Source organism: Alkalicoccobacillus plakortidis (assembly GCF_023703085.1).
GTDB lineage: Bacteria > Bacillota > Bacilli > Bacillales > Bacillaceae_D > Alkalicoccobacillus > Alkalicoccobacillus plakortidis.
This window is the reverse complement of record NZ_JAMQJY010000002.1, coordinates 494,545-517,756: the sequence shown is the minus strand read 5'-3', so window position 1 is coordinate 517,756 and position 23,212 is coordinate 494,545. Positions and strand designations below refer to the sequence as shown.

Here is a 23,212-nt window from a genome sequence, read left to right as displayed (position 1 = left end):
GCGCAAAAAATGATTAGAATGCGCGAATTTTAGTTGTATGTGCGCAAAAAAAGAACCTGCACGCACATCTTCACGCGCGAACAGGTTCTCCATCAATAGTTAATTAATCATCTTTCTTCAGTAAATCAAGAATTTCATTTTTATATAAATCTGATTTTCCACCAAATACTGCTTGAATGTTTTTGTTGTACTTCATAACCCCTGCAGCACCAAGTGCTTTGAGTTGAGGTTCATTTATGGCTTCTGCATCTTTTACCGTTACACGAAGACGAGTAAAGCAGGCATCGACTTCTTCAAGATTGGATTCTCCGCCAAGTGCTTCTAGAATATCTTTAGCTTTAAGTTGATAGTCTTTTTTATCTGTTTGTACGTCCGTTGCTTCTTCTGAATTTTTATCATTAAAATCTTTTCTAGTATATAACTTCGTTTCTTGTCCACCTCGACCTGGTGTGGCTAAATCCCACTTGTTAATCACAAAGGAGAAGAGGAAGTAATAGATAACAAAGAAAATGGCACCGAGTACAATGTTCATCCACCAGTTGTTTGTTCCTGGTATGACATTAACAAGTACATAATCAATGAGTCCTGATCCACCTGCCCATCCTAAGTTGACATTTAACATGTAGGCAACAGCAAAACTAACACCTGTTAATAAAGCATGGATACCAAATAGGATTGGAGCTACAAACAAGAAAGTAAATTCAAGTGGTTCTGTAATACCCGTTAGAAATGCTGTACCAGCAGCCGCGATTAATAGTCCTTTTACGATTGGACGATTGTTTTTATCAGCTGCTTTGTACATAGCTAAGGCAGCCCCGAGCAAACCAAACATAATGATAGGGAATTTACCTGCCATGAATCGGCCTGCTGTTACATCTACACCAGCAGCAATTTGAGCAAGGAAGATATATTGATCTCCTGATACCATCTGCCCTGCAACTTCCATTGTTCCACCTAAACCTGTCCATAAGAAAGGAGCATACCAGATGTGATGAAGTCCTGTAGGAATAAGAATTCTTTCCAGAAATCCATAGATACCTATATAGATTGGGTTTGTTGAGTCACCAGCAATGACATTCGCTACAGCATCAATTCCTGTTTGGATGGGTGGCCAAATGAGTATAACCAAAAATGCTAGAATAATAGAAAGAAAAACCATGACAATCCCCACCGAGCGGTCACCCGCGAAGAAACCAAGTACCTCTGGAGGTTGAAAACGTTTGAATTTCGAATGAACCCATACAGCTAGCAGACCAACAACTATTCCTCCGAGCACGCCCGTTTCAAGTGTTGGAATTCCAAGTGCAAGGACGTATTCACCTTCAGATGCGGCCATTTCTGGGGTGATACCAAGTACAATCGAAATGGTTGTATTCATCATGATGTAACCAAGTAAAGCAGCCAAACCAGCAATTCCTGAACCGCCAGACAAACCAATTGCTACGCCAATAGCAAAGATGATAGGCAAATTCTCAAAGATGGTTAAACCTAAACGAGACATTCCTTCGCTTATGGCTACAACGGTATCATTTTGTAAAAAGGTAAAGACATCAGTTAGTGGTCCGGTTAATGCTGCACCTAATCCTAGTAAAATCCCTGCTGCGGGTAAGAGTGCAACGGGAACCATTAAGGCTTTCCCGAATTTTTGTAGTGAAGCAAAGTTCATAGTCTTTCCTCCTAAATTGTTCAGCTTAGTATATGGTAACGCTATCATGCCGTGTTAGAAATAGGTGGCGGTAATACATACCGCCATGTTCTATTAAGGTGTATATGCCTTTTGTTTTGTTAAAGTTGGCCAATAATCCTTGTTAGCCTCGATAAGGTCATCCAAAATGGCACGTGCTTTTGGAGCATCAATCACCGTTCTGTTTAATGTTAAAGCTTGCATCAGTTTGTTATAGCTTTTCTCAAACCAAGCATCAACAACTAACTTTTCAAAGGCAAGCTGTCCTTCAATCATTCCTTTATAGAAAGTAGGGATCTCACCAACCGCATATGGTTTTGGACCTTGTGCAGTTAGTGCAGCTGGAACTTCAACCATCGCGTCATCTTGGATATTAGAAATAATGCCATTGTTCTTTACGATCACGATGTACGTTTCTCCTTGATTATAAGCAAGTGAGGCTGCGACACGAATCATGTAACGACCATGGATATCCACTTCAAGCTCTACATTTTTTGTTGATCCATCCTCAATGATTTGCTCACTTAACGTATGAACTCGTTTCTCTCTACCGTTAATTACTTGGCGAGCTCGTGTATTTTTGACATCATCTTTATCAACCATATCAGATGGATACAAGTAATACTGTAGATATGTATTAGGCAGGTACTCTGGGTAATCGTTTAGCATGACTTCTACTTGTTTAAACGTTTTAATCCATGAAGGATCATTAACAATTTCAGAGTCTTCAGGGATAAATCCATCTTCAGTGATAGCTCTCTTAATATCATCCGTTAATCTATTTCCTTGTTTGTCATAAATATCTGTAAACCAACCGTAGTGATTTAATCCGAAATATTCAGGGACAAGATCCCATATTTCTTTGCCAAGTATTTTAGCGTAGCTAACCATAATCGCAGCAGGCATATCACAAATATTTAAGATTTTTTTATCATGTGGGAATTGTCTTTGAAGCGCTTCTGCTACGATAGCTGCTGGATTCGTATAGTTTAAGATCCACGCATCAGGTGCATATGTGCGAATATCTTCAACAACCTTAATCATGTCACCAATAGAACGGAAGCCATAAGCCATACCGCCAGGCCCGCATGTTTCTTGACCAACTACACCATGTTTTAGTGGGATCTGTTCATCTTTTTCTCTCATTGCAAGTCCACCGGTGCGGATCTGAACAAAAACAAAATCAGCGTCTCTATAAGCTGTCTCTTTATCGGTTGTCCATGAGAATGACTCTAGCTCAGGGTATTTTTCATGAAGAATAATATCAACGGCTTTCGCAATTTTCTCTTGTCTATGTTGATTCGTATCATAAAACGTAATTGTTTTTAGTGGGAACTGTTTTTTTTCTTCTATTAAACTCATAATCATTCCGATTGTATATGTGCTACCGCCACCTACAATGACTAGGTTTTGTTTCTTCATAAATAGCCTCCTGAATATTTGTATTATATTTATATTATTTAATATGTATACAAATATAATACAAAACGATGAAACCGTCAACAATTAGTGGTGTAGATGGCTTGAAAAATTATATGATATAGTATGAATACAATTGATCGTGAAAAGGAGCCTTGTATGAGCAATCATTCACCGCTTTATCGAAAAATAGCTCAACAAATGAAAGAAGAAATATCAAAAGGAGAGTGGAAGGAAGGTAACGCTATTCCGACTGAATTGATGCTTTCTGAAACGTACCAAGCAAGTCGTGTAACTGTTAGACAGGCGATTAAAGTTCTTGTCCAACAAGGACTTCTCTATAAAATTCAAGGCAGTGGCACGTATGTGAGTGAGCATAAATATGAGCATAATATCTATGAATTGACTGGATTTACTGAGGAGATGCGCGCGCTAAATAAAAACATCATTAATAAAGTTCTTACCTTTTCTGTGGTAGAGCCAGAGGAAAGGATTGTTCAAGCGTTAGGTTTGGAGGAAGGCGAGAAGGTCTACTACATTCGAAGACAACGCTGGGCTGATGATATACCACTTATTGTGGAGGATACATATTTGCCTTTAGAATTGTTTCCTGATTTGACGTATCAAATTATGGAAGGCTCCAAATATGATTTTATTGAATCAGTGAAAAAGTTAAAGATTAAAGACAGCTATCAGGAAGTCATCCCAATCCTTCCAACAGAAGAAATTCAAGAATTACTCCAAGCTCAAAGAACAGATACCGATTATAAAAGTACAATTATTATCTACGCTAAAAGACGACACGGTTTTTGAATACACCGATTTGTTTTTTAAGAGTGATGAATACAAATTTACGATTACTGCAAATCGATCGTAAGTTGAGGAGAAGAAACTAATATAAAAGGAGCACCACATGAATCTTCAATACCCAATCGGACAATTCCAGCAACCAACAGTCATCACCCAGGACCAAATAAAAAAGTGGATCAACGTTATTGAGCAAGCCCCCATTCAGTTAAGAGAAGCTGTGCAAGGCTTAACGGATTCCAAGCTTGATACACCGTATCGACCAGGAGGCTTGGACCATTCGTCAGGTTGTTCATCACTTGCCTGATAGCCATATGAATGCATATATCCGTTTTAAGTTGGCTCTTACAGAAGATCATCCGACGATTCGTCCTTATTACGAAGACCGTTGGGCAGAGCTACCTGATTCAAAGCTGCCAATCGAAGGTTCACTAGACTTACTAGATTCTTTACATGCTCGGTGGACTAAGCTCCTATATTCATTGGATTCAATTACATTAGATCGGACCTTTAGGCACCCTGAGAGTGGGGAAGTTAAGCTTTCAGAGAATATTGGAATTTATTCATGGCATGGGCAACATCATATCGCTCAAATTATTTCACTGCGTAATAGAGAAGCTTGGTAGAAGAATAGCCACAGGAATTTTCCCTGTGGCTATTGGTGTATTTATATTTTCACATGTGCATGTTTTGTCAATCTGCGTACTAGTGCCATTATTCCTGTAATCAAAATCATAATTGCTGGTGCATAAATGGAGGGTGAAAGCTCTACAGTTGGTAAGAAGTTGAGTACAGTAGATTCGCCTTCTCCAATTAGGTAATCATGAAATGCTACAACTACTATTCCTATTCCTACAAAAACAATACCGATTAACCAATGAAAACGATGGAAACCAAGCCATGATAAACCAACCAAGAAAATAGTATAACAGAAACCGTAAGAATAAAGTGATGAACAATGTGAATGTAATTGAGATACTACCAGTTGTGGTATTTAAACCGAGTTGAGGAAAGAGTAAGTCTTCTAATAAAAACGTTGTGAGCAAAGTGACTGCCGATAACAAAAGACTATACAAGAATGCCGAAGCAGATACTCCTACAAAATAGTCTTTTCTCGTTATTCCATTTGATACGGCATAAGAGAGTAAACCCATGTTCATGATACCGAGGATAAGCATATAAAATTGAGTCGCTTGACTGCTCGTATCATAGAAAGACCAGATGGATATCGCAGCAAAAATGATAGCAAGAAAATGGACAATTAGCAGGGTAACAAAGAAACCGATAGTCCATTGGGTATAAAATGAACTGAATTTCCTGAAGATAAGCTTTGCTTTGGGGTTCACTCTGAATCAGCTCCTTCTTCAGTTAGGAGGATAAATAGCTCTTGTAATGAAATTGGATCAAACTGTAGCCCGCTATCAGAAGCGGTTTCACGATCGGCGTTTGTGATTGGGCCATATATCATGCTTGACTTCGTGTTTCCGAGTGACTGTTCTTTTAGGATGGTTTTACCTTTTGTCCATGTATCGATTTTTTCCGCTGATCCGGTTATTGAAAGTCCTTCTGTTAGAAGCTCTTCTGTATTCTTGTGCATTAGCAAGGTACCTTCTTTTATGATTAATACTTCCTCAAACAAAGAGTCCATTTCAGAAATTAAGTGAGTAGAGAGTATGATCATTCGTGGATGTTCCATGTAGTCCTTTAGTACTTCTTCATAAAAAATCTCTCTGGCTTGGCGCATCCATTCCAAGATAGGCCTCATCAAAAATCGTAACGGGACAGCGACTGGCGAGTCCTAATGTCACGGTTAAGGCTGATTTCATCCCTCTTGAGAGGTTATAGACTTTCTTGTTCATAGGAATTTTAAATCGTTTCACTAAGTGAGCTGCATAATCTGCATCATAACGTGCTCTGAAGCTTCCACGGTCATCTAGCCATTTTTTTGCTTTGTCGTATTCGTATTCAAACGATTCTTCTTTAATAAAAGAAATCTGTTCAACACTTGCTGAGTCTTCAAAAATGTCCTGGTTGTTCATCTTAAGTGTTCCGACAGTAGGAGAATGATACGCAGCAAGCACTGAAAGTAAGGTGGTTTTACCTGCGGAGTTTCGACCAAGCAATCCAATGATTTTATTCCCACTCAAATCAAAAGAAATATCATTTAAAATATGATTTTTACCAATGTGAAGCGAAAGATTCTCTGCTTTAATATGAGGCTCAGTCATCGTTATTCCTCCCTTTTAATTCAGTCATCATCTTTTCAATATCCTGTTGAGCAATGCCTAGCTTATTCGCTTCCTCTAACATCCTCCACACAAATTCTTCTTTGAAATTTTGTTTTCGCTGATCTATTAGTTTTCCACGTGCTCCAACAGCTACAAACATTCCAACCCCTCTTTTCTTAAATAAAATACCTTCGTCAACGAGTTCATTTACTCCCTTTAAAACAGTTGATGGGTTGATCTTGTAGTAGGCTACAAGCTGGTTTGTCGATGGAGCTTTTTCACCCTCTTGAAGAACTCCCTCTACGATATCTTCTTCGATCATCTCCCGTATTTGTTGGAAGATCGGACGGTTATCATCTAATGTCGAACGCACAATGTAAGCACCTCCTGTTACATGGTATTATGGTTAGTTGGTTATGTGACTAACGATATAACATTGAAATGAACCTGTCAACAAAAATAAATCTAATGTTTGACATTTGTTTTGATAAGAAAGGGGGGCTATTCGCCTTTAGATTGTCTAGCGGTATTTCATACTAATAATATTTCTTATGATAAAATGAATCTGAGGTGGAAAACTTGGAGCAATTAATGTACACACTTTTAGCTTATACAAATAATTCTCTTGAGAAAGATATTAATTATTCTATTGCAAGGAGTTTCTTAGATCATATCGATAAGATCGAGACGTTCTCCTTAGAAGCAATTGCCGAAACTTGTAATGTCGCTCCTTCAACAATCAATCGATTCTGTAAAAAAATTGGATTCAAAAATTTTTCAAATCTAAGAAATAGCGTAATCCTTTCGAATAAAACTGGAGCATCGAATGAATATACAGATCATTTTTTAAATGCAACTCAGTTTAAAGAACAGTTACAGGAAAACGTCGATATGATTGATCGTATTCCTACTGAGCAAATAGAAAGAGTTGTTACATTAATAAACAAATCAAAAAGAGTTATTTTAATAAGTTTTGAAAAATATCAAATCCAAACCTTAGAGTTACAAAAAAAATTACTTTTGTTAGGTAAATTTTGCGAATGTGATACGAATCTTTTTAAACAAATGGATTCTTTAGATGTTTTGACAGAGGAAGATCTGATTATAACGATTTCGATACAAGGACATCTGTTAGCAGAGGAATTGCCTTTAATAGAAAAGATTCGAACTGCAAAGGGGAAGAAAGTTCTCATTACATTTTCAAATGGCCAACAGCATCACGGAGCATTTGACGAGATCATCCAATGTGGAAAAATAGAAAATAGTGCTGTTAGTAGTCAAACCTTATTACGGCTGTTTGATGTTTTAGTTTATTGGGTGAATGACTATACGTACGATCTTTAAACTGGTCTAATTTAGACCAGTTTTTTTAATAGTAAAAGGGTAAGCTTATATTAGAAAAACATTAGATAATTTATATGGAGGTAAAAAATATGAGTGATTACAAGTTTCCTAAAGACTTTTTATGGGGTGGTGCAACAGCAGCTAACCAATTAGAAGGTGCCTATCTTGAAGGTGGCAAAGGTATGAACCTAGCAGATGTAATGCCTGGTGGAAAAGTACGATTAGATGTTATTGGAAAACCAGGTTTTGATTTTAAAATTGATCACGAAAAATATGTGTATCCGAACCATGAGGGCATTGATTTTTATCACCGTTATAAAGAAGATATCGCTCTTTTTGCTGAAATGGGATTTAAAACGTATCGTATGAGTATTGCGTGGAGCCGAATCTTCCCTAATGGGACGGAGACAGAACCAAACGAAGAAGGTTTAGCTTTTTATGATCGTGTATTTGATGAATTAAAAAAATACAATATCGAACCAGTTGTGACAATTTCTCATTATGAGATTCCACTTTACTTAATTACAGAATATGGTGGATGGCGTAATCGTGAAGTGGTTGGATTCTTTGAGCATTATGCAACAACATTGTTCAAACGCTACAAAAACAAAGTGAAATATTGGTTAACATTTAACGAAATCAATGGTGCTACACACATGCCGATCCTAGGACTTGGTTTCTCACCAGAGACTGAAGAAACAAGGTTACAAGATAGTTTTCAAGGCCTACATCACCAATTTGTAGCCAGTGCGCTAGCGGTAAAAGCAGGGCATGAACTAATTCCTGAGAGTCAAATTGGATGTATGCTTATTTATGCACCAACGTATTCGGCTGATTGCAATCCTGAAAATGTCTTGCATGCCTTACAAGAGGAGCGTCTATTTAACAATTATTGTGGGGATGTTCAGGTACGGAGCTTACCCTGCATTTGCAGATCGTTTCTTTAAAGAAAATGATATTACACTTGATATGAACGAGGGTGACTTAGAAATCATCAAGGAAGGTACAGTTGATTTCATCTCCCTTAGTTATTACATGTCTCGCACGGAGAAAAAGGATAAAACGCCTGAGGAAGTGGGACAAGGAAACCTAATTGGCGGTGTGAAAAACCCGTTCTTAAAAGCGAGTGATTGGGGCTGGGAAATTGATCCGACTGGACTTCGTATCGGACTTAACCAGTTGTATGACCGTTATCAAGTGCCGTTATTTGTAGTAGAAAATGGACTTGGCGCCTATGATAAGATCGAAGAAGACGGATCTATTAACGATGATTATCGAATTGACTATCTTCGCAGCCATATTGAAGCAATGGGTGAAGCAATTGAAGATGGCGTAGAGTTAATGGGTTACACACCATGGGGATGTATTGATCTAGTCAGTGCCTCTACTGGAGAAATGTCCAAGCGTTATGGCTTTATCTATGTCGATAAACAAGATGATGGCTCTGGATCATTAGAACGAAAGAAGAAGAAATCATTTTTCTGGTATCAAAATGTGATCACAACAAATGGTGATGAGTTAAATTAATTTTTTTGGGTGTACCACTATCTGAAGAACGATCCTGAAAATAGGATCGTTTTTTTATTAGAAATTACTTTTAGAGCAACCTCCAAAAAAATGATCTTTATGATTCAATAAATACTTTATCTGGTAATATCCTTTAATCTTTCTCCTGTATAACAAGCTTAGTCTCTCCATAAACTAACCTGATAAATTAACTCCTTGAAAGAGCTAGGAGGGTTGGCATGAGAAGGCTATTGGTTGTATTTTGTTTAATGGTAAGTATTCCTGCATTTTTGTATCCGAATACGATCGCTATGGCTAAAGACAGGTTTGATTATGAACAAACAGGTAAAGCCATTTGGGATATCCCTACGTCAAGACCTTTAGTTGCTCTTACGTTTGATGATGGTCCACATCCAATTTATACTGAAAAAATAATGCAGGTCTTAAATCAATATGAAGCAAAAGCGACCTTTTTTGTAACGGGGGCTCAAGTTGAAAAGCTACCGGGTGTTTTAAAAGAGCTTTCGCGGCATGGCCATGAGATTGGAAATCATACGTATCATCATTTTTCTATGGGGAATATGTCTAAATCTGTTTTGCGTGCAGAAATAAAACAAACAGAGAAAAAGATTTTTGAGGTTACGGGTGTCTACCCGCGTCTATTTCGTCCAGTTGAGGGTTATTATGATGACGTCATTATTGAAACGGCAGCAGAAGAACAGTATCAGGTGATTATGTGGTCGTGGCATCAAGACTCGCGAGATTGGGCTAATCCAGGTGTGGGGAATATTATTCAAAATGTGCTACCTAACATACATTCTGGGGATATTATTTTATTTCATGATGCTGGAGGGAAAAGATTACAGACCATTCAAGCTCTTGAAGTGATTATTCCAGCATTAATTGAAGATGGCTATGAACTGGTTACTGTTTCAGATTTAATAAAGCTAACAAATCACTGGACTTTGTTTGATCACTTATAAAGGTATTGTAGTTTTATGCAGGATTTTATAAGATTAAGTCGAATTAACTCATAGAGAAATAGGAGGGAAAGCGACAATGACACACCAATTATTTGAGTACCTAGATAAAGAGCAAGCTCGGTTACAAACCAAAAAATCACCTGTTGAGGAAAGAGAATTTCATTTCTTTAATGTTGTGAATGAACTTTATGAACGAATTGATAACGCTTTAACAGATGCTGTTGAAAAAAAACAGCTAGAGATTAGTGAAGCATCAATTGGAGCTAATCGTTTTAATGTAGTTGGAAAACAAATTAAAGCATATGGAAAAAAACCAGTTATTCTTATTCCTGATGTTACAGCTAGTCAACGTGGTGAGTATAAGATCTCCATTCAAAACGGAGCAACCATTCTTCATAGCACTTACTTCTTTTATGATGAAGGAAAATGGAAATCAACACGTCATGAGTTTGGTGGAACTCAAAAAGCTGAGCTAGACGATGATACGTTCCTTGATATTTTGTTATTACTCATTCGCTAATAGAATTCGCAGTTGGACACTAAAAGGTGTTTGACTGCGTTTTTCTATGCCCTTTTCTTGGGCAAGCTACCTGAACCTACTGCCACCTTCTCGCATAAATATGAGGGTAAATATCTATCGAAGTAAGGATGGGTGAGAATGGGAACCTCTACTGGCAAGGAATACGTAGAACGAATTGATGCCTTAAACAATGAGATTTGGATGGATGGAGTTAAAATTTCTGGTAAAGTTTCAGAGCATCCTGCCTTTAATGGAATTATAAAAAGTAAGTCAGTGCTTTATGATTTAGTGAAACAGCAGCCTGATGTACTAATGGATTCAACAAAACAGTTTAACTTCTCGTACGAAATTCCACACACAAAAGGAGATCTTAAAAAACGTGGTGAAGCGATTCGAGTGTGGGCATCCGAAACCGCGGGCATGCTCGGACGATCTCCTGATTACGTGAGCTCAGCGATTATGGCAATGGCAGGGTCAGCTAAGTACTTTGGGACGTATCAAAAAAACATGGAGCATATTTTTGAAGAAGCAAGAGATAAAGATTTTACCTTCACACATACTTTTATAAATCCACAGGTGAGTCGAAAGTTTTATTGGCCTGATGGAGATGATGAAACAATTATTGCAGCAAAAGTCGTGAAAGAGACGGATGAGGGTCTAATTGTTAGCGGTGCAAGAATGCTAGCTACCCAAGGGGGACTGACAGATCAGTTGCTTGTGCTACCAGCAGGTAGTTTTACGGATCCTTCATACTTGTTTGGATTTTGCATTGCTTCTAATACACCAGGACTATCTTTTGTGAATAGACCATCCTACGCTGAAAACACGACATCTTTTGATCAGCCTTTATCATCACGGTTTGATGAAGGAGATGCAATGGTCGTTTTTGAAAATGTTTTAGTTCCTTGGGACCGTGTTTTTTTATACGGAGATTCTGATATCGCTTTTGCATTAAAAACGGAAACTGGTGTTGAGTCATTTCTCCTGTACCAGTCAGCTAATCGTCAAATTGCCAAAACTGAGTGGATTCTAGGTGTGGCTCAGCTAATGGTCGAAAGTTTGTCTGTGACAGAGTATCAACATATTCAAGAGAAAATTAGTGAGATTGCGATGGCTCATGAAATTATGAAAGGTTTTGTTCTAGCAGCAGAGCATGAAGCGGAATTAAATGCTGGAGGAGTTATGGTTCCAAATGGAATCAAGTTAAAAATGGCTTTTCATTATTACCAGAAGGTGTATCCACGAATAACTGATATTTTGACCCTAATTGGTGCTAGTGGGTTAATTTGTATCCCATCAGAAAAGGACTTTGCTTCTCCGATCGAGCAATCGCTAACACGAACACTTCAAGGCGATAAGATAACAGCAAAGGATAAGATCAAACTATTTAGGATGGCCTGGGATCTCACAATGAGTGCATTTGGCTCACGGCAAACCTTATATGAACAGATGTTTTTTGGAGACCCAGTTAGAACCCCAGTATCGATTTATTCTGTTTACAGCAAAGACGCTGCAAAAAAGCTAGTGACGTCATTTCTTGATATTAAACCTCATGAAGAAGAGTAGTCATTAAGATGGAAGGTCAACATGATTGGCCTTCTTTTTGCTGTCTTTTAGTCGTAATACGATCCAGGTTATAGAAAAGCCAAACATGCTGAGTAACGAAATAACAACAGACACTTGATACATTTCTTTGCCTCCATATGTTTGAAAAAGCCAGCCCCCAAGTGTACCGGCGATAATGCCAGCAATCCCACTAAAGGTTAGTGTGAATAACGCCTGACCACTGGCCAGGTATCTTGCAGGGATAAGCTGTGCGGTGAGTGTTGTACCGATGTAATAAAAGGTTGCAAAAGTAATGCAGTGCAGGATTTGAACATATAAAATCGACATCGGTGTCGTAGCAAGGCTCATCAAATACCAACGCAAGGCAAATAACAAACTAATTAAGATAAGCAAAGCAATCATGATTCGTTTGTTTGGTTTTAGGTAACGATCTAACAACAAAAATACAGGCAGTTCAAAAATCGCAGTAAGTAACGCCGAATAGCCGATCAATTGCAAGCTTCCACCTAATTCAACTATGTACAACGAAACAAAGGTCTGATTCATTGCATTAGGTACGGCAAGAAAAATGCCAAGCATAAGAAATAACAAAAAGAATCGATTACCTAGAACATTTGCTGCATAGCCGCCTCGGACAACTTTTGTTGATTCTTTTACAGTCACTTTTGGAAACCTAGTCATAAGAAAAATCGTAAGGGAAAGCAGAACGCTGTATAAAATCCAAAGCTGATTTATACCTACAAGCACAATGATTGGTCCAGGAATACCAGCCATAATTGCGTATCCGAGAGAGCCCCAAGCACGAATGCCGCCAAATTTCGTCGACGTACCACTAATTGTCTGAAGAATTAAGCTGTTACTTTGTGAAAAAGATGGTGTTTGAAAAAGGAAAAAAACAAGCATGGCAAGAAAAACATATGTAGGAGTATCTAATTGAAAGACCAATTGAACCACGAGTAAATTTCCTATTAATATGAGGAGTAGCACTAAGCGTATGTTCTGCAATCGATCTCCCCAATAAGCCCAAAATGGATTGGCGAATATCGCAACAAAAGGACCTCCCGCCATCAGAAAACCAATGGTTACAGTGCTATAACCTTTGTCTTGAAAATAAACAGGGAAATACGATAACAAAATGGAGATTGAGCCATATAGAAAGAATAGAAACAATTTCAATGTCAAAAGAGAGCGTTTCCAATCGGAGTGAGAGTTAGTCGACATAAGTATCCTTTCATGTATGTTTTGTTATTAGTGTAATACAAATAGAATAGTTCGTACATTGAGGAGGGAATCTATGAATCAAAAAGAGCACACAGTAAGGGTTTTTGGTGAATCAGTTATTTCAGTCAGTCCAGATCAAGTCAGGATCACATTAGGAGTAAAAACCGAAAATCCATCCGTCAGTCAGGCACAGGCTGAGAATACAGAAGCTATTAATAAAATGATCTCCGCACTTATACAAATAGGTATCCCACAACAAGCAATTCAGACAATTGTTTATCAAATTGAGCCACAGTATGATTATGTCGATGGCAAGCAAGTCTTTCGCACATATCTCATTACCCATCTTTTACAAGTTGAACTAAATCAGATAGCGATGGCTGGAGCTGTGATTGATGAAGCTGTAGAAAATGGAGCTAATTCGGTTTCAAATGTTCAATTCACAATGAGGGATAAAACCGAGGCACAAAACGAAGCGCTGCAAAAGCCGTACAAAACGCACAAGTGAAAGCTCAAGCAATCACGAACTCCCTATCCGTTTCACTAAATCAACTGCCTGTGTGGATAAAAGAGCGCAGCCCATCTGAACCAGTTCGTTTTAATCAAGTGGCTTTATTTGATGCATCATCTGGAACATCCATTCAGCCAGGGTTAATAGAGATTCGTGCTGAAGTAGAAGTGTTGTTTGAATATGCCTGATGATAAGAAATTAGTGTTAGAGCATGCTATACTAGTACAAGGAGTTTTAAGAGAGAGATGAATAGGAGAGACTGTATGATTAAATTAGTTGCAATAGATATTGATGGAACATTATTGAATGACCAACATGAGGTAACCGACGAGGTGAAAACCGCGCTGCATGCTGCCAAAGAAAAGGGTGTAAAGGTTGTTTTATGCACCGGTAGACCAATTGGTGGGGTAAAGCAGTACCTAGAGGCTTTAAACCTTACCCAAGACGGCGATTATGTCATAGCATATAATGGAGCATTGGTTCAAAATGCGCATACAAAAGAAGTTGTTTCCGAGCTTACTCTTGAGTACAAAGATCTTCAAACAGTATACGAGATAAGCAAAGAGTTAGGCTCTCCCATGCATTATTTTGATTCAGCTAATTTATATTCACCGAACCGTCGTATTAGTGAATACACAGTATTAGAGTCGTATCTGACTACTGTTCCACTTAGCTATATGTCTGTTGAAGAAGCACCAAAAGATATCGTTATTCCAAAAATGATGTTTATTGATGAGCCAAAAAAATTAGATAAAATAATTGCTCAAATCCCTGAGAAAATGAAAGAAGAGTATATGTTAGTCAAAAGTGCACCGTTTTTCCTAGAAATTTTAAATCCCAATGTGAGTAAAGGTAATGCTGTGAAGCTGCTTTCCGAAACATTAGGAATCAAGCAGGAAGAGGTCATGGCAATTGGAGATAACGGGAACGATGTGACGATGGTTAGTTACGCTTGGATGTGGTGTTGCGATGGAAAATGCGATTCCAGAACTAAAAGATGTTGCAGATCATATTACTGCATCTAATAATGATCATGGAGTAGCTAAAGCAATTGATCAGTTTATACTCAGTTAAATACGTAAAAAACTAAAGTCCTCCATGTGTCGACTTTAGTTTTTTTTAGATTTAGTGAAAAGAAATGGAGGGTGTCTCATGAGAGGGACTGAGATTATTCGAGCGATTCAATCCACTTTAATGCTTCTAACAGGCTTTGTAATCATCTATGTTCTCATTCATCTTAATGACCCTAACCGAGCAGGAACGGGAATGTGGTTTTTACTTATTGTGATGGGATTAAGTATATATTTCTTAGCGCATTTTCAAAAGAAAATGACTGTAAGTAAGGAGGAGCGAAAACAATGATTCATCATATTGAACTTTATGTATCGGACCTCAAGCGCTCGACTGACTTTTGGGGATGGCTACTCGTTGAATTAGGCTATCAGCAATACCAAAAGTGGGACGAGGGGATAAGCTGGAAATCTGGTCACTGCTACATCGTGTTTGTTCAAGTGGAACAGCGTTTTATTGATGCTGGTTACCATCGTAAACGCATTGGCTTAAACCATTTAGCTTTTTGGGGTGAGTCTAAAGAGCATGTTGACAAGCTGACCGAGCAATTAAAACAGCGTAGTGTTTCTATTTTATATACCAAATCCCATCCGTATGCCGGCGGAGAGCAGCATTATGCGGTTTATTTTGAAGATCCTGATCGAATGAAGGTTGAAGTTGTTGCTCCATAACAAGCGTTTTATTTAGTGGAAAAAGGGGTACCCATCTATAAAATAGATCTGAGTTATAAGGTGGGAACAATATGGATGAACGAGAGATCATATACTTAGAGCAATGGAAAAGTGAATTAGAAAAAGAACTCAGACTATACGAGGAACAAAGAGAATCTATTACAAACCAAATGGCAAGTCTTCGAGCAAAAAAAGAAATCATCAATCAAGTCTCTCAAAATATGCTTCTAGTTGATGAGGAATTAAGCCGGTCTGAATTTGAACAGCATTTTGAAATTCAACAGATAGATGATGAATTAGAAAGATTAACGCTTGATTTAGAGTACATTACTTCTTCTAATCGAGCGGGATCGATCTACAATGAGTTAGTGATCAGGCAAATTGAACAGAAACTAACAGAATGGGAACAGCATGCCTAATATTTTTAGTCATATTCTAGTAAAGAGCTGCATATATATCTAGTACGCGTAAGACTATTAAAAAAGGAGTGGGGCATGTGAAATCTCTATTTGTTCATTTTATTCATCCTATATTTGTAAAAATGTTCGCAAAGGAAATTGAGCAACATGAATTGATTTTACATGATGATTAGGAATTTGGCGTGTTAGCTCTCAATAGCTAACGCGCTTTTTGTTTGTAAATGAGGGAAACGGGAAAAGATTTTATAGTGAAAAAGGGGGAGTTTAGATGAGTAATCAAGATACGGCGTATGATCACGTAAAAGCACAAATAAAAGAAGCAACGGATCTTATACATGTTGAGCCAATTGTTCAAGATATGCTTCAGCATCCAAAAAGGGTTATACAAGTAACATTCCCAGTAGAAATGGATGATGGAACGTCAAAATTATTTCATGGATATCGCTCTCAACACCTTGATGCACTTGGTCCTTACAAAGGTGGATTAAGGTTTCACCCTGAAGTAGATCTAGATGAAACAAAAGCTTTATCCATGTGGATGTCATTTAAGTGTGCATTGGTACAAATCCCACATGGCGGTGGTAAAGGCGGTGTTGTCTGTGATCCAAGAGAGCTGAGTGATAGAGAAGTACGACGTCTCAGTCGTGCATTTATGGAAGCAGTACAAGACGTTGTTGGTCCGAATCAAGATGTCATGGCTCCAGATGTGAATACAGATCCATCGATTATGGGATATATGATGGATACATACTCTAAGAGAGAAGCAAACTTTGTCCCAGGTATCATTACAGGAAAACCACCCATCCTTGGAGGATCAGAAGGCAGAAGTCAGGCCACTGCACAAGGAGCGGTGTATGTAATTGAGTATTTATTAAATGATCAAGAGATGAAACTAGATGAAACAACTGTGGCCATTCAAGGTTTTGGTAACGGAGGACAAATTGCCGCTAGATTATTATACGATTTAGGCTGTAAAGTAATCGCTGTTAGTGATTCAAAAACAGCATTATATGATCAAAACGGTTTGGATATCCCTAAAGCTCAAAAGGCCAAAGAAGAGGGTGAACTGGCTTCGTACGGGGAGGCAGATGTATTAGATCAGCCTGACGATCTATTGTATATTAAGACCGATATTCTTATCCCCGCAGCTCTTGAGGCAGCTATTCATAAAGAAAATGTAACTGATGTACAAGCTAAAATGATTGTTGAGCTGGCAAATGGACCAACAACTCCAGAAGCAGAAAAAATCTTGCTTGAACGCAACCAGCTTGTCATTCCTGATATTCTAGCAAACAGTGGTGGTGTAATTGTCTCTTATTTAGAATCCGTTCAAAATCACATGAATTATTACTGGGATGAGAAGGAAATCTTGCAACAATTAAAAGATCGTATTCTAAACGGTTATAAAAGGGTTGTCGATCATGCAGAGCAACATAAGACAAGCTATCGCACGGCAGCCATGATTGCTGCGATTAAACGATTAAATCAAGCCATCTCTGCGCGAGGGTGGAATTAATTGATGTTTGCCCTATGATTTTTCCGGGTACTCTTATAAGTGAGATCAGTTTTTCTATATGTGAAAGGAATGAATATAAATCATGAAAGTATTAGTAGTAGGCGCAAACGGTCAAATTGGTAAGCAGGTTGTCGAAAAAATCCAAAAAGAAGGTAAGCATACAGCAAAAGCAGTGGTACGCAAAGAAGAGCAGCTGTCTTATTTCCATGACCTTGGAGCAGAAACAGCTCTTGTAGATTTAGAAGGAAGTATAAATGATATAGCTGAAGCAGCAAAAGGAACTGACGCTGTTGTATTTGCAGCAGGTTCAGGTGGACATACCGGTGCTGACAAAACGATTTTAATTGACTTGGACGGCGCCATAAAAACAGTAGAGGCAGCAAAACAAGCAGGCGTTGATCGATTTATTATGGTAAGTGCAATCGGTGTTCATAGACGTGAAAACTGGAGCAGTAAGATTCAGCATTACAGCGCCGCAAAGCATTACGCTGATGTATGGCTAGAAAACAGTGGTCTAGATTATACCATTGTGCGACCTGGAGGATTAACTAACGAAGAAGGCACTGGCCAAGTAGTTGCCGGGACTGACTTAGATCGTGGTTACATCCCACGCGAAGATGTTGCAAACACCATTGTTGCAGTATTAGATGAAGACTCAGTCCTTAAAAAGAGCTTTGACTTAGTATCGGGTGATCTACCTGTTAAAGAAGCGCTGAAAAGTATATAGGAAAATAAAAAGGTAAAACGGTGACTCGTTTTACCTTTTTTTATATGTTAGAGCAGGTGCGGGGTGTCGTGAAGCGGTTAAAGATCTTGGAGAGAAGCAGCGGGTCTTGATGAACCCGCTAAAGGTCTTGAAGAGAAGCAGCGGGTCTTGATGAAACCGCAAAAGATCTTGATGAACAGCATCGGGACTTGGTGAAACCGCAAAAGATTTTGGAGAGGAGTATCGGGTCTTGGTAAAACCGCAAAAGATCTTGGAGAGGAATATCGGGCATTGGTGAACCCGCAAAAGGTCTTGGAGAGAAGCAGCGGGTCTTGATGAAACAGCTAAAGATCTTGGAGAGAAGCATCAGACCTTGGTAAACCCGCAAAAGGTCTTGGAGAGGAGCATCAGGCCTTGATGAACCCGCTAAAGGTCTTGAAGAGAAGCAGCGGGTCTTGATGAAACCGCAAAAGATCTTGGGTAACAGCATTCGGCCTTGCTAATACCTCTACTCCCCGTGCTTTTAAGTTCAATCCTCTTGCTAAGGCATGTCACTCACCGTAATGATCAGTTGTAAGAATAGAAGGATTTGTTTGTTGTAAGTGAGTAAGGCGCTGTTTAAGGTTCCCTGTATGAAACTCAAGTAGGTGACCGTCTGGGTCCCTGAAATAAATTGATTCTCCCTCACTAGATGAATTGCGTTCCCGGCCTTGAACGATATCAGCATGAGCCTCTTTAAGGTTCTGCATAAGTGAATGTAAATCAGATGGTAGAACAGAAAAAGCAATATGAGAATAAGATTCATGGATTTCCGTACGAGAGATATTCTTTTGAAGATTTAAGGCAATCCACAGACCTCCAACTTCAAAATAAGCTGTTTTATCTCCTTTTACGATAGGAGAAGAATTAAAAATGGTTGAGTAAAACTCAATCGAGCGCTTCATATTGGAAACTGAAAATGTTATGTGTCCTAGACCTTGTATCATATTAATCACCTCAAGTGTAGCCTATCATATTGCTGATTTTATAAGGTAGTTGATATGGATTACAAGTAAGTTTTGTGAAAATCGCAAAAACTATCAATTAAATAGTAAATTTTTTATAAAATAATATGTAACTACGGTTAATCTTGTGAAGAATGTGGTATTTATTAAGTAATCAAATAAAAAGAGTCAAGGGGGGAGGCACTCGTTGTTAATTGATCAGGATTTGTTTCTTCAAACGGTCAAAGAATTTGAAGAAAAACTTGGAAGAAGTTTAACAGATGAAGAGATAGATTTACTCTATTCAGTCCTCCAGCAAAAGCATTAAATACATCAAAATATGAACTGACGCGGCTTTCAATTGTGAATGCCGTTTTTTGTTTGTGGAGCTTTACTAAATATTAATAAAATCAAGATCTTAGTTTCATATTCAGTCAAAGTTAACGGAGTAGCATATAGTTAATAGGCTGAGTGTAGCTAGTTGTAGTCGGAGGTGAGAGATCGTTGAAGATTCTTGTGACAAATGATGATGGGATCTTCAGTCCCGGGGTCGCAGCTTTAGTAGAGGTATTACAGCATTTTGGCGAGACAGTTGTTGTGTGTCCAGACCATAAAAGAAGTGGGATTAGTCACTCTGTTACGTTGCGGCAGCCTTTAAAAGCAACAGTGGTGAAGGTGTTTGGTGAAAATGTGAAATCTTGGGCTGTGAATGGTACACCTGCAGATTGTATCCGACTAGGATTAGACGTACTCATGGACAAGAAGCCAGATGTTGTCATCTCGGGAATGAATGTCGGGGCAACGATTGGAAGAGATATCTATTACTCAGGGACAATGGCAGCAGCAGCAGAAGCTTCACTCTATCAAGTTCCAGGTATGTCTGTATCAATCGATCGTTTATCTGCAGAAGATATGAAATTTCAATGGTCTAAGAGCTTATTATATGGATTATTGGAGACACTGTTTTCAGTGAGACTACCTAAACATGTTTTCTATAATATAAATTTACCCTACCTTCAGAAACAGGACTGTAAAGGGATCTTTCCTGTTGCTCCTGATAGTAGTGTTAGCAGGTACAAATATGTAGAACTAAATGATCCAGATGGCTGTGTCTATTATTGGGTGAAAGATCGATTAAGCCAACCTGTTATGTATCAGGATGGATTAGATTTTGCCAAATTAAAAGAAGGTTATATTACCATCTCACCAATTGAAGGAATGGTGACGCAAAGAAAACAATTAAAAAGAGTGGAGCAGTGGTTTCCACCATTTAACTAAATGTGTTTCAATACCTCCTTTAGGGGGGATTGATTGCAGATAACTATGAATACATATAAAATGAAAAAGAAAACATCAATCATTTTATGAATACGCTTACAATTAAAAAGTAGTCTACATTGTTATTGAAAACAATTAGGAGTGATGAACATGAGTCAGATAAGAATAGGCATAATTGGTAGTGGGGGTATAGCGCAGGCGCACGCACGTGCATATCAGCGTATGGAAGATGTAGAGGTGGTTGCGGTAGCGGACCTTGTTCCGGGAAAAGCAGCTGAGTTTATAGAAAAGCTTGGTTTAACACATACGCAAGCATTTGAAGATCATAAAAAACTGCTTGAGCTAGATTTAGACGGTGTAAGCATTTGTACCCCGAATATCGCTCACCATCAAACGAGCATTGACTCTTCGCGTGCAGGTAAGCATGTATTAGTAGAGAAGCCCTTAGCTATCACTCTTGATCAGGGTGTTCAGATGGTTGAAGAAGCACGATTAGCAGATAAAATGCTTACTGTAGGTTTCCAACCTAGATATGACCCGAACATGAAAACAGTAAAAGAAATCGTTCAATCTGGTCAGCTTGGAGATGTTTATTATGTGCAGCTTGGTGGCGGAAGAAGACGTGGCATGCCAGCCGGAACCTTTATAAATAAGGCACTAGCAGGTGCTGGAGCTATGGCGGATATTGGTTGTTATTCATTAGACCTGGCACTTAATTCATTAGGATACCCGAAACCACTAACTGTTTCAGCATTTACTTCAAACCATTTTGGTCGCAATGAACTGTATCATCCAGAATTTGATCGTTTTGAAGTAGAGGATTTTGGTACAGCCTTAATTCGATTAGAGGGTAATAAGGTTTTAAACTTTAAGATTTCGTGGGCGATGCATATGGACTCACTTGGACCAACAGTGTTTTTAGGAACGCAAGGAGGATTAAAACTTACTCCAGCAGGATCGGGTCCTTATAGCGGGGTATGGGATGGAGGCATCGGGTCAATTAGTCTTTATCATGATGTAGCTGGAAAAATGCAGATACAACGATACCGGTTACGCAACATAATGTAGATATCTTTTATGAGAAGGTAAGAGACTTTGTGCTAGCAATTAAAGAAGAAAGACCAGCTCCTATACCAGCACATGAAATTTTGTACAATCAAGCAATCATAGATGGTATTCTTCGTTCCTCAGAAGCCGGAAGAGAAGTGGAAATTATTTTACCAGAGTAACAATTATTACCCTTTGCGTAGCATAGTGCAAAGGGTTTTTCTTTTTGTAAAAGTTATGTAACGAATGTGTAAATTGAACCTTTTCTATATTTTAGTCCACTAGAATAATGACTAGTGACCAAGATTAGGAGGGGTTTATGAGATGAATAAGAAACAACTACATGTATTGCTTGCTGGATCCTTGTTCACTTCAGTGATGTATTCACCTACTTCATTTGCAGAACAAGTGGAAGAGATTGATGAGGTTGAACAAGAACAGATGGAAGAGATTAATGAGAGTGAAGAAAGTGAGGTACAAGAGAAAGAATTAAAAGAAAGTGAAGTCCTAGCAATTGCAGATGAAAAGTTAGAAGAGGTGCTTTTCGAAAATGTACAATCAAATGGTTTTGATCAACTAACAAAGGAAGCGCTGGCAAGTCTCACAGAGCTAAGTGGTGCAAAGGAAAGAGGAATTCGCAATCTATCAGGACTAGAACATGCTATTAATATCGTTGAATTAGATCTAACCAATAACCAAGTACATGACTTAAGCCCGTTACAAGAACTGACTCAGCTTGAAGATTTGAAACTAGAAGCAAATCAAATCACAGATGTGACAAGCCTTTCTAAGCTTACAAATTTAAAGAAACTTAGTTTACGTACTAATAGCGTAAAGGATTTAAGCCCATTACATACTCTTCATCAATTAGAGAAATTTGATGTTCGTGAGAATGGTTTATCTTCTATTGAAGTGGTATCTAATTTTATTCAATTAAAAGAATTAAACCTTAGAGAGAACGCGGTCAATGACCTTGAACCAATTCGAGGATTAACAGAGCTTACTGAATTAAATATCCATACGAATGAAATTTCTGATCTTAGTGCATTAACTCATTTAACAAAGCTTGAAGTAATCACAATGAGACGAAATCAAATCTCAGATATTTCAGTTCTAGCTAATTTACCATTATTAAATGATCTAAACCTTAGAGATAACCAAATTACATCGATTGAAGCATTAAGGAATCATCAATTTTTAACTGTGCGATTGAATCTACGTGATAATCCAGGGTTGACGGACTTCTCGCCAGTATCTTCGTACTATGATCTGATTGAGGATGTTGATTTTGTCATTCCAAAAGATGATTCAAAAGATTTGTCTGACTTGGATGTAAAAGATGGAGAGTTACGTTTAGCGACATTGACCAAACGATTAATTGAAAATAACCGCTATATCCAGGATCAAGACGTACGTAACACCAAATTAGCCTTACTTCAGGCAAGTCCTTTTTCTTTCTATCGAGGAACTGCGCATTTGTTTTTTGAGGATGTCGGCGATGGTTTAATTGTTCCAAATGAGTGGTCAATTACGTCTTCATTAGATACATGGATTACCGGTGATTTACATATTGAGAACATAGGGTTTTATGGAAATGGAAAGAAAGAGGCTATTTTTGATTTTAATGATTTTGATGAAGTAGCTGTAGCTCCTTATTACTACGACTTGTTAAGGTTTGGTACAAGTCTTTATTTGTTAAATGATGTAGCACCAAGCTCTCCAATATGATCAT

General features: G+C 38.2%; 22 protein-coding genes and 4 pseudogenes. 18 read left to right on the top strand and 8 right to left on the bottom strand.

Annotated elements, in window-relative coordinates:
* Window positions 1-103: 103 nt before the first annotated feature.
* Window positions 104-1,666, bottom strand: coding sequence for a PTS transporter subunit EIIC (locus tag NDM98_RS17155; protein ID WP_251610299.1), 1,563 nt, complete (start codon window positions 1,664-1,666; stop codon window positions 104-106).
* Window positions 1,667-1,759: 93 nt separating this feature from the next.
* Window positions 1,760-3,106, bottom strand: coding sequence for a 6-phospho-alpha-glucosidase (locus NDM98_RS17150; protein WP_251610297.1), 1,347 nt, complete (start codon window positions 3,104-3,106; stop codon window positions 1,760-1,762).
* 156 nt (window positions 3,107-3,262) lie between these two features.
* On the opposite strand from NDM98_RS17150, the gene NDM98_RS17145 reads away from it, so the two are divergent.
* Window positions 3,263-3,916, top strand: a complete 654-nt coding sequence (locus tag NDM98_RS17145; protein WP_251610295.1) for a GntR family transcriptional regulator — start codon at window positions 3,263-3,265, stop codon at window positions 3,914-3,916.
* 100 nt (window positions 3,917-4,016) lie between these two features.
* Window positions 4,017-4,536 (top strand): annotated as a pseudogene (locus NDM98_RS17140) (YfiT family bacillithiol transferase).
* Window positions 4,537-4,577: 41 nt separating this feature from the next.
* On the opposite strand, the gene NDM98_RS17135 reads toward NDM98_RS17140, so the two are convergent.
* From NDM98_RS17135 to NDM98_RS17125, 4 genes are all read right to left on the bottom strand, one after another.
* Window positions 4,578-4,826: a hypothetical protein gene (locus NDM98_RS17135; protein WP_251610293.1), complete on the bottom strand. Its 249-nt coding sequence runs from the start codon at window positions 4,824-4,826 to the stop codon at window positions 4,578-4,580.
* Between the two features lie 426 nt (window positions 4,827-5,252).
* The gene (locus NDM98_RS24245; protein WP_307728874.1) at window positions 5,253-5,663 is read right to left on the bottom strand and encodes a hypothetical protein; all 411 of its coding nucleotides are present in this window, start codon (window positions 5,661-5,663) and stop codon (window positions 5,253-5,255) included.
* Complete coding sequence (locus NDM98_RS24240) at window positions 5,626-6,138, bottom strand: ATP-binding cassette domain-containing protein (protein WP_307728873.1); 513 nt, start codon at window positions 6,136-6,138, stop codon at window positions 5,626-5,628. Before NDM98_RS24240 ends, NDM98_RS24245 begins: the two co-directional genes overlap by 38 nt.
* Window positions 6,131-6,511, bottom strand: coding sequence for a GntR family transcriptional regulator (locus tag NDM98_RS17125; RefSeq protein WP_251610291.1), 381 nt, complete (start codon window positions 6,509-6,511; stop codon window positions 6,131-6,133). Before NDM98_RS17125 ends, NDM98_RS24240 begins: the two co-directional genes overlap by 8 nt.
* A gap of 206 nt (window positions 6,512-6,717) precedes the next feature.
* On the opposite strand from NDM98_RS17125, the gene NDM98_RS17120 reads away from it, so the two are divergent.
* The 5 genes and pseudogenes from NDM98_RS17120 (at window position 6,718) to hpaB (ending at window position 12,057) form a co-directional block, all read left to right on the top strand.
* Window positions 6,718-7,482, top strand: coding sequence for a MurR/RpiR family transcriptional regulator (locus tag NDM98_RS17120; protein ID WP_251610289.1), 765 nt, complete (start codon window positions 6,718-6,720; stop codon window positions 7,480-7,482).
* Window positions 7,483-7,571: 89 nt separating this feature from the next.
* Window positions 7,572-9,009, top strand: a pseudogene (locus NDM98_RS17115) (glycoside hydrolase family 1 protein).
* 218 nt (window positions 9,010-9,227) lie between these two features.
* On the top strand, window positions 9,228-9,971 hold the full coding sequence (locus tag NDM98_RS17110; RefSeq protein ID WP_251610287.1) for a polysaccharide deacetylase family protein: 744 nt from the start codon (window positions 9,228-9,230) through the stop codon (window positions 9,969-9,971).
* A 76-nt stretch (window positions 9,972-10,047) separates the two neighbouring features.
* The gene (locus NDM98_RS17105) at window positions 10,048-10,491 is read left to right on the top strand and encodes a hypothetical protein (protein WP_251610285.1); all 444 of its coding nucleotides are present in this window, start codon (window positions 10,048-10,050) and stop codon (window positions 10,489-10,491) included.
* A 138-nt stretch (window positions 10,492-10,629) separates the two neighbouring features.
* Window positions 10,630-12,057: a 4-hydroxyphenylacetate 3-monooxygenase, oxygenase component gene (gene hpaB, locus NDM98_RS17100; RefSeq protein WP_251610283.1), complete on the top strand. Its 1,428-nt coding sequence runs from the start codon at window positions 10,630-10,632 to the stop codon at window positions 12,055-12,057.
* 3 nt (window positions 12,058-12,060) lie between these two features.
* On the opposite strand, the gene NDM98_RS17095 is transcribed toward hpaB, so the two are convergent.
* The gene (locus NDM98_RS17095; RefSeq protein WP_251610281.1) at window positions 12,061-13,239 is read right to left on the bottom strand and encodes an MFS transporter; all 1,179 of its coding nucleotides are present in this window, start codon (window positions 13,237-13,239) and stop codon (window positions 12,061-12,063) included.
* 112 nt (window positions 13,240-13,351) lie between these two features.
* Between NDM98_RS17095 and NDM98_RS17090 the strand changes: the two are divergent.
* The 8 genes and pseudogenes from NDM98_RS17090 (at window position 13,352) to NDM98_RS17055 (ending at window position 18,193) form a co-directional block, all read left to right on the top strand.
* Window positions 13,352-13,977, top strand: a pseudogene (locus tag NDM98_RS17090) (SIMPL domain-containing protein).
* 57 nt (window positions 13,978-14,034) lie between these two features.
* Window positions 14,035-14,814 (top strand): sugar-phosphatase, encoded by a 780-nt coding sequence (yidA, locus tag NDM98_RS17080; protein ID WP_506324405.1) that lies wholly within the window; start codon window positions 14,035-14,037, stop codon window positions 14,812-14,814.
* On the top strand, window positions 14,771-14,863 hold the full coding sequence (locus NDM98_RS24915; protein WP_506324404.1) for an HAD hydrolase family protein: 93 nt from the start codon (window positions 14,771-14,773) through the stop codon (window positions 14,861-14,863). The genes yidA and NDM98_RS24915 overlap by 44 nt, the downstream gene beginning before the upstream one ends.
* A gap of 78 nt (window positions 14,864-14,941) precedes the next feature.
* Complete coding sequence (locus NDM98_RS17075) at window positions 14,942-15,151, top strand: hypothetical protein (protein WP_251610265.1); 210 nt, start codon at window positions 14,942-14,944, stop codon at window positions 15,149-15,151.
* Window positions 15,148-15,531, top strand: a complete 384-nt coding sequence (locus tag NDM98_RS17070) for a VOC family protein (RefSeq protein ID WP_251610263.1) — start codon at window positions 15,148-15,150, stop codon at window positions 15,529-15,531. The genes NDM98_RS17075 and NDM98_RS17070 overlap by 4 nt, the downstream gene beginning before the upstream one ends.
* A gap of 71 nt (window positions 15,532-15,602) precedes the next feature.
* Window positions 15,603-15,950, top strand: coding sequence for a hypothetical protein (locus tag NDM98_RS17065; RefSeq protein WP_251610261.1), 348 nt, complete (start codon window positions 15,603-15,605; stop codon window positions 15,948-15,950).
* Window positions 15,951-16,218: 268 nt separating this feature from the next.
* Complete coding sequence (locus tag NDM98_RS17060; protein WP_251610259.1) at window positions 16,219-17,466, top strand: Glu/Leu/Phe/Val family dehydrogenase; 1,248 nt, start codon at window positions 16,219-16,221, stop codon at window positions 17,464-17,466.
* A gap of 82 nt (window positions 17,467-17,548) precedes the next feature.
* Entirely contained in the window at window positions 17,549-18,193 is a 645-nt protein-coding gene (locus NDM98_RS17055; protein ID WP_251610257.1) for an SDR family oxidoreductase, read from the top strand.
* 530 nt (window positions 18,194-18,723) lie between these two features.
* Here the strand turns inward: NDM98_RS17055 and fosB are convergent.
* Window positions 18,724-19,158: a metallothiol transferase FosB gene (gene fosB / locus NDM98_RS17050; RefSeq protein ID WP_251610255.1), complete on the bottom strand. Its 435-nt coding sequence runs from the start codon at window positions 19,156-19,158 to the stop codon at window positions 18,724-18,726.
* 501 nt (window positions 19,159-19,659) lie between these two features.
* Here fosB and surE point away from each other — a divergent pair.
* From surE to NDM98_RS17035, 3 genes and pseudogenes are all read left to right on the top strand, one after another.
* Window positions 19,660-20,433, top strand: coding sequence for a 5'/3'-nucleotidase SurE (gene surE, locus NDM98_RS17045; protein ID WP_251610252.1), 774 nt, complete (start codon window positions 19,660-19,662; stop codon window positions 20,431-20,433).
* Between the two features lie 150 nt (window positions 20,434-20,583).
* Window positions 20,584-21,662: pseudogene (locus NDM98_RS17040) on the top strand (Gfo/Idh/MocA family protein).
* 142 nt (window positions 21,663-21,804) lie between these two features.
* Entirely contained in the window at window positions 21,805-23,208 is a 1,404-nt protein-coding gene (locus NDM98_RS17035) for a leucine-rich repeat domain-containing protein (protein WP_251610243.1), read from the top strand.
* Window positions 23,209-23,212 lie beyond the last annotated feature (4 nt).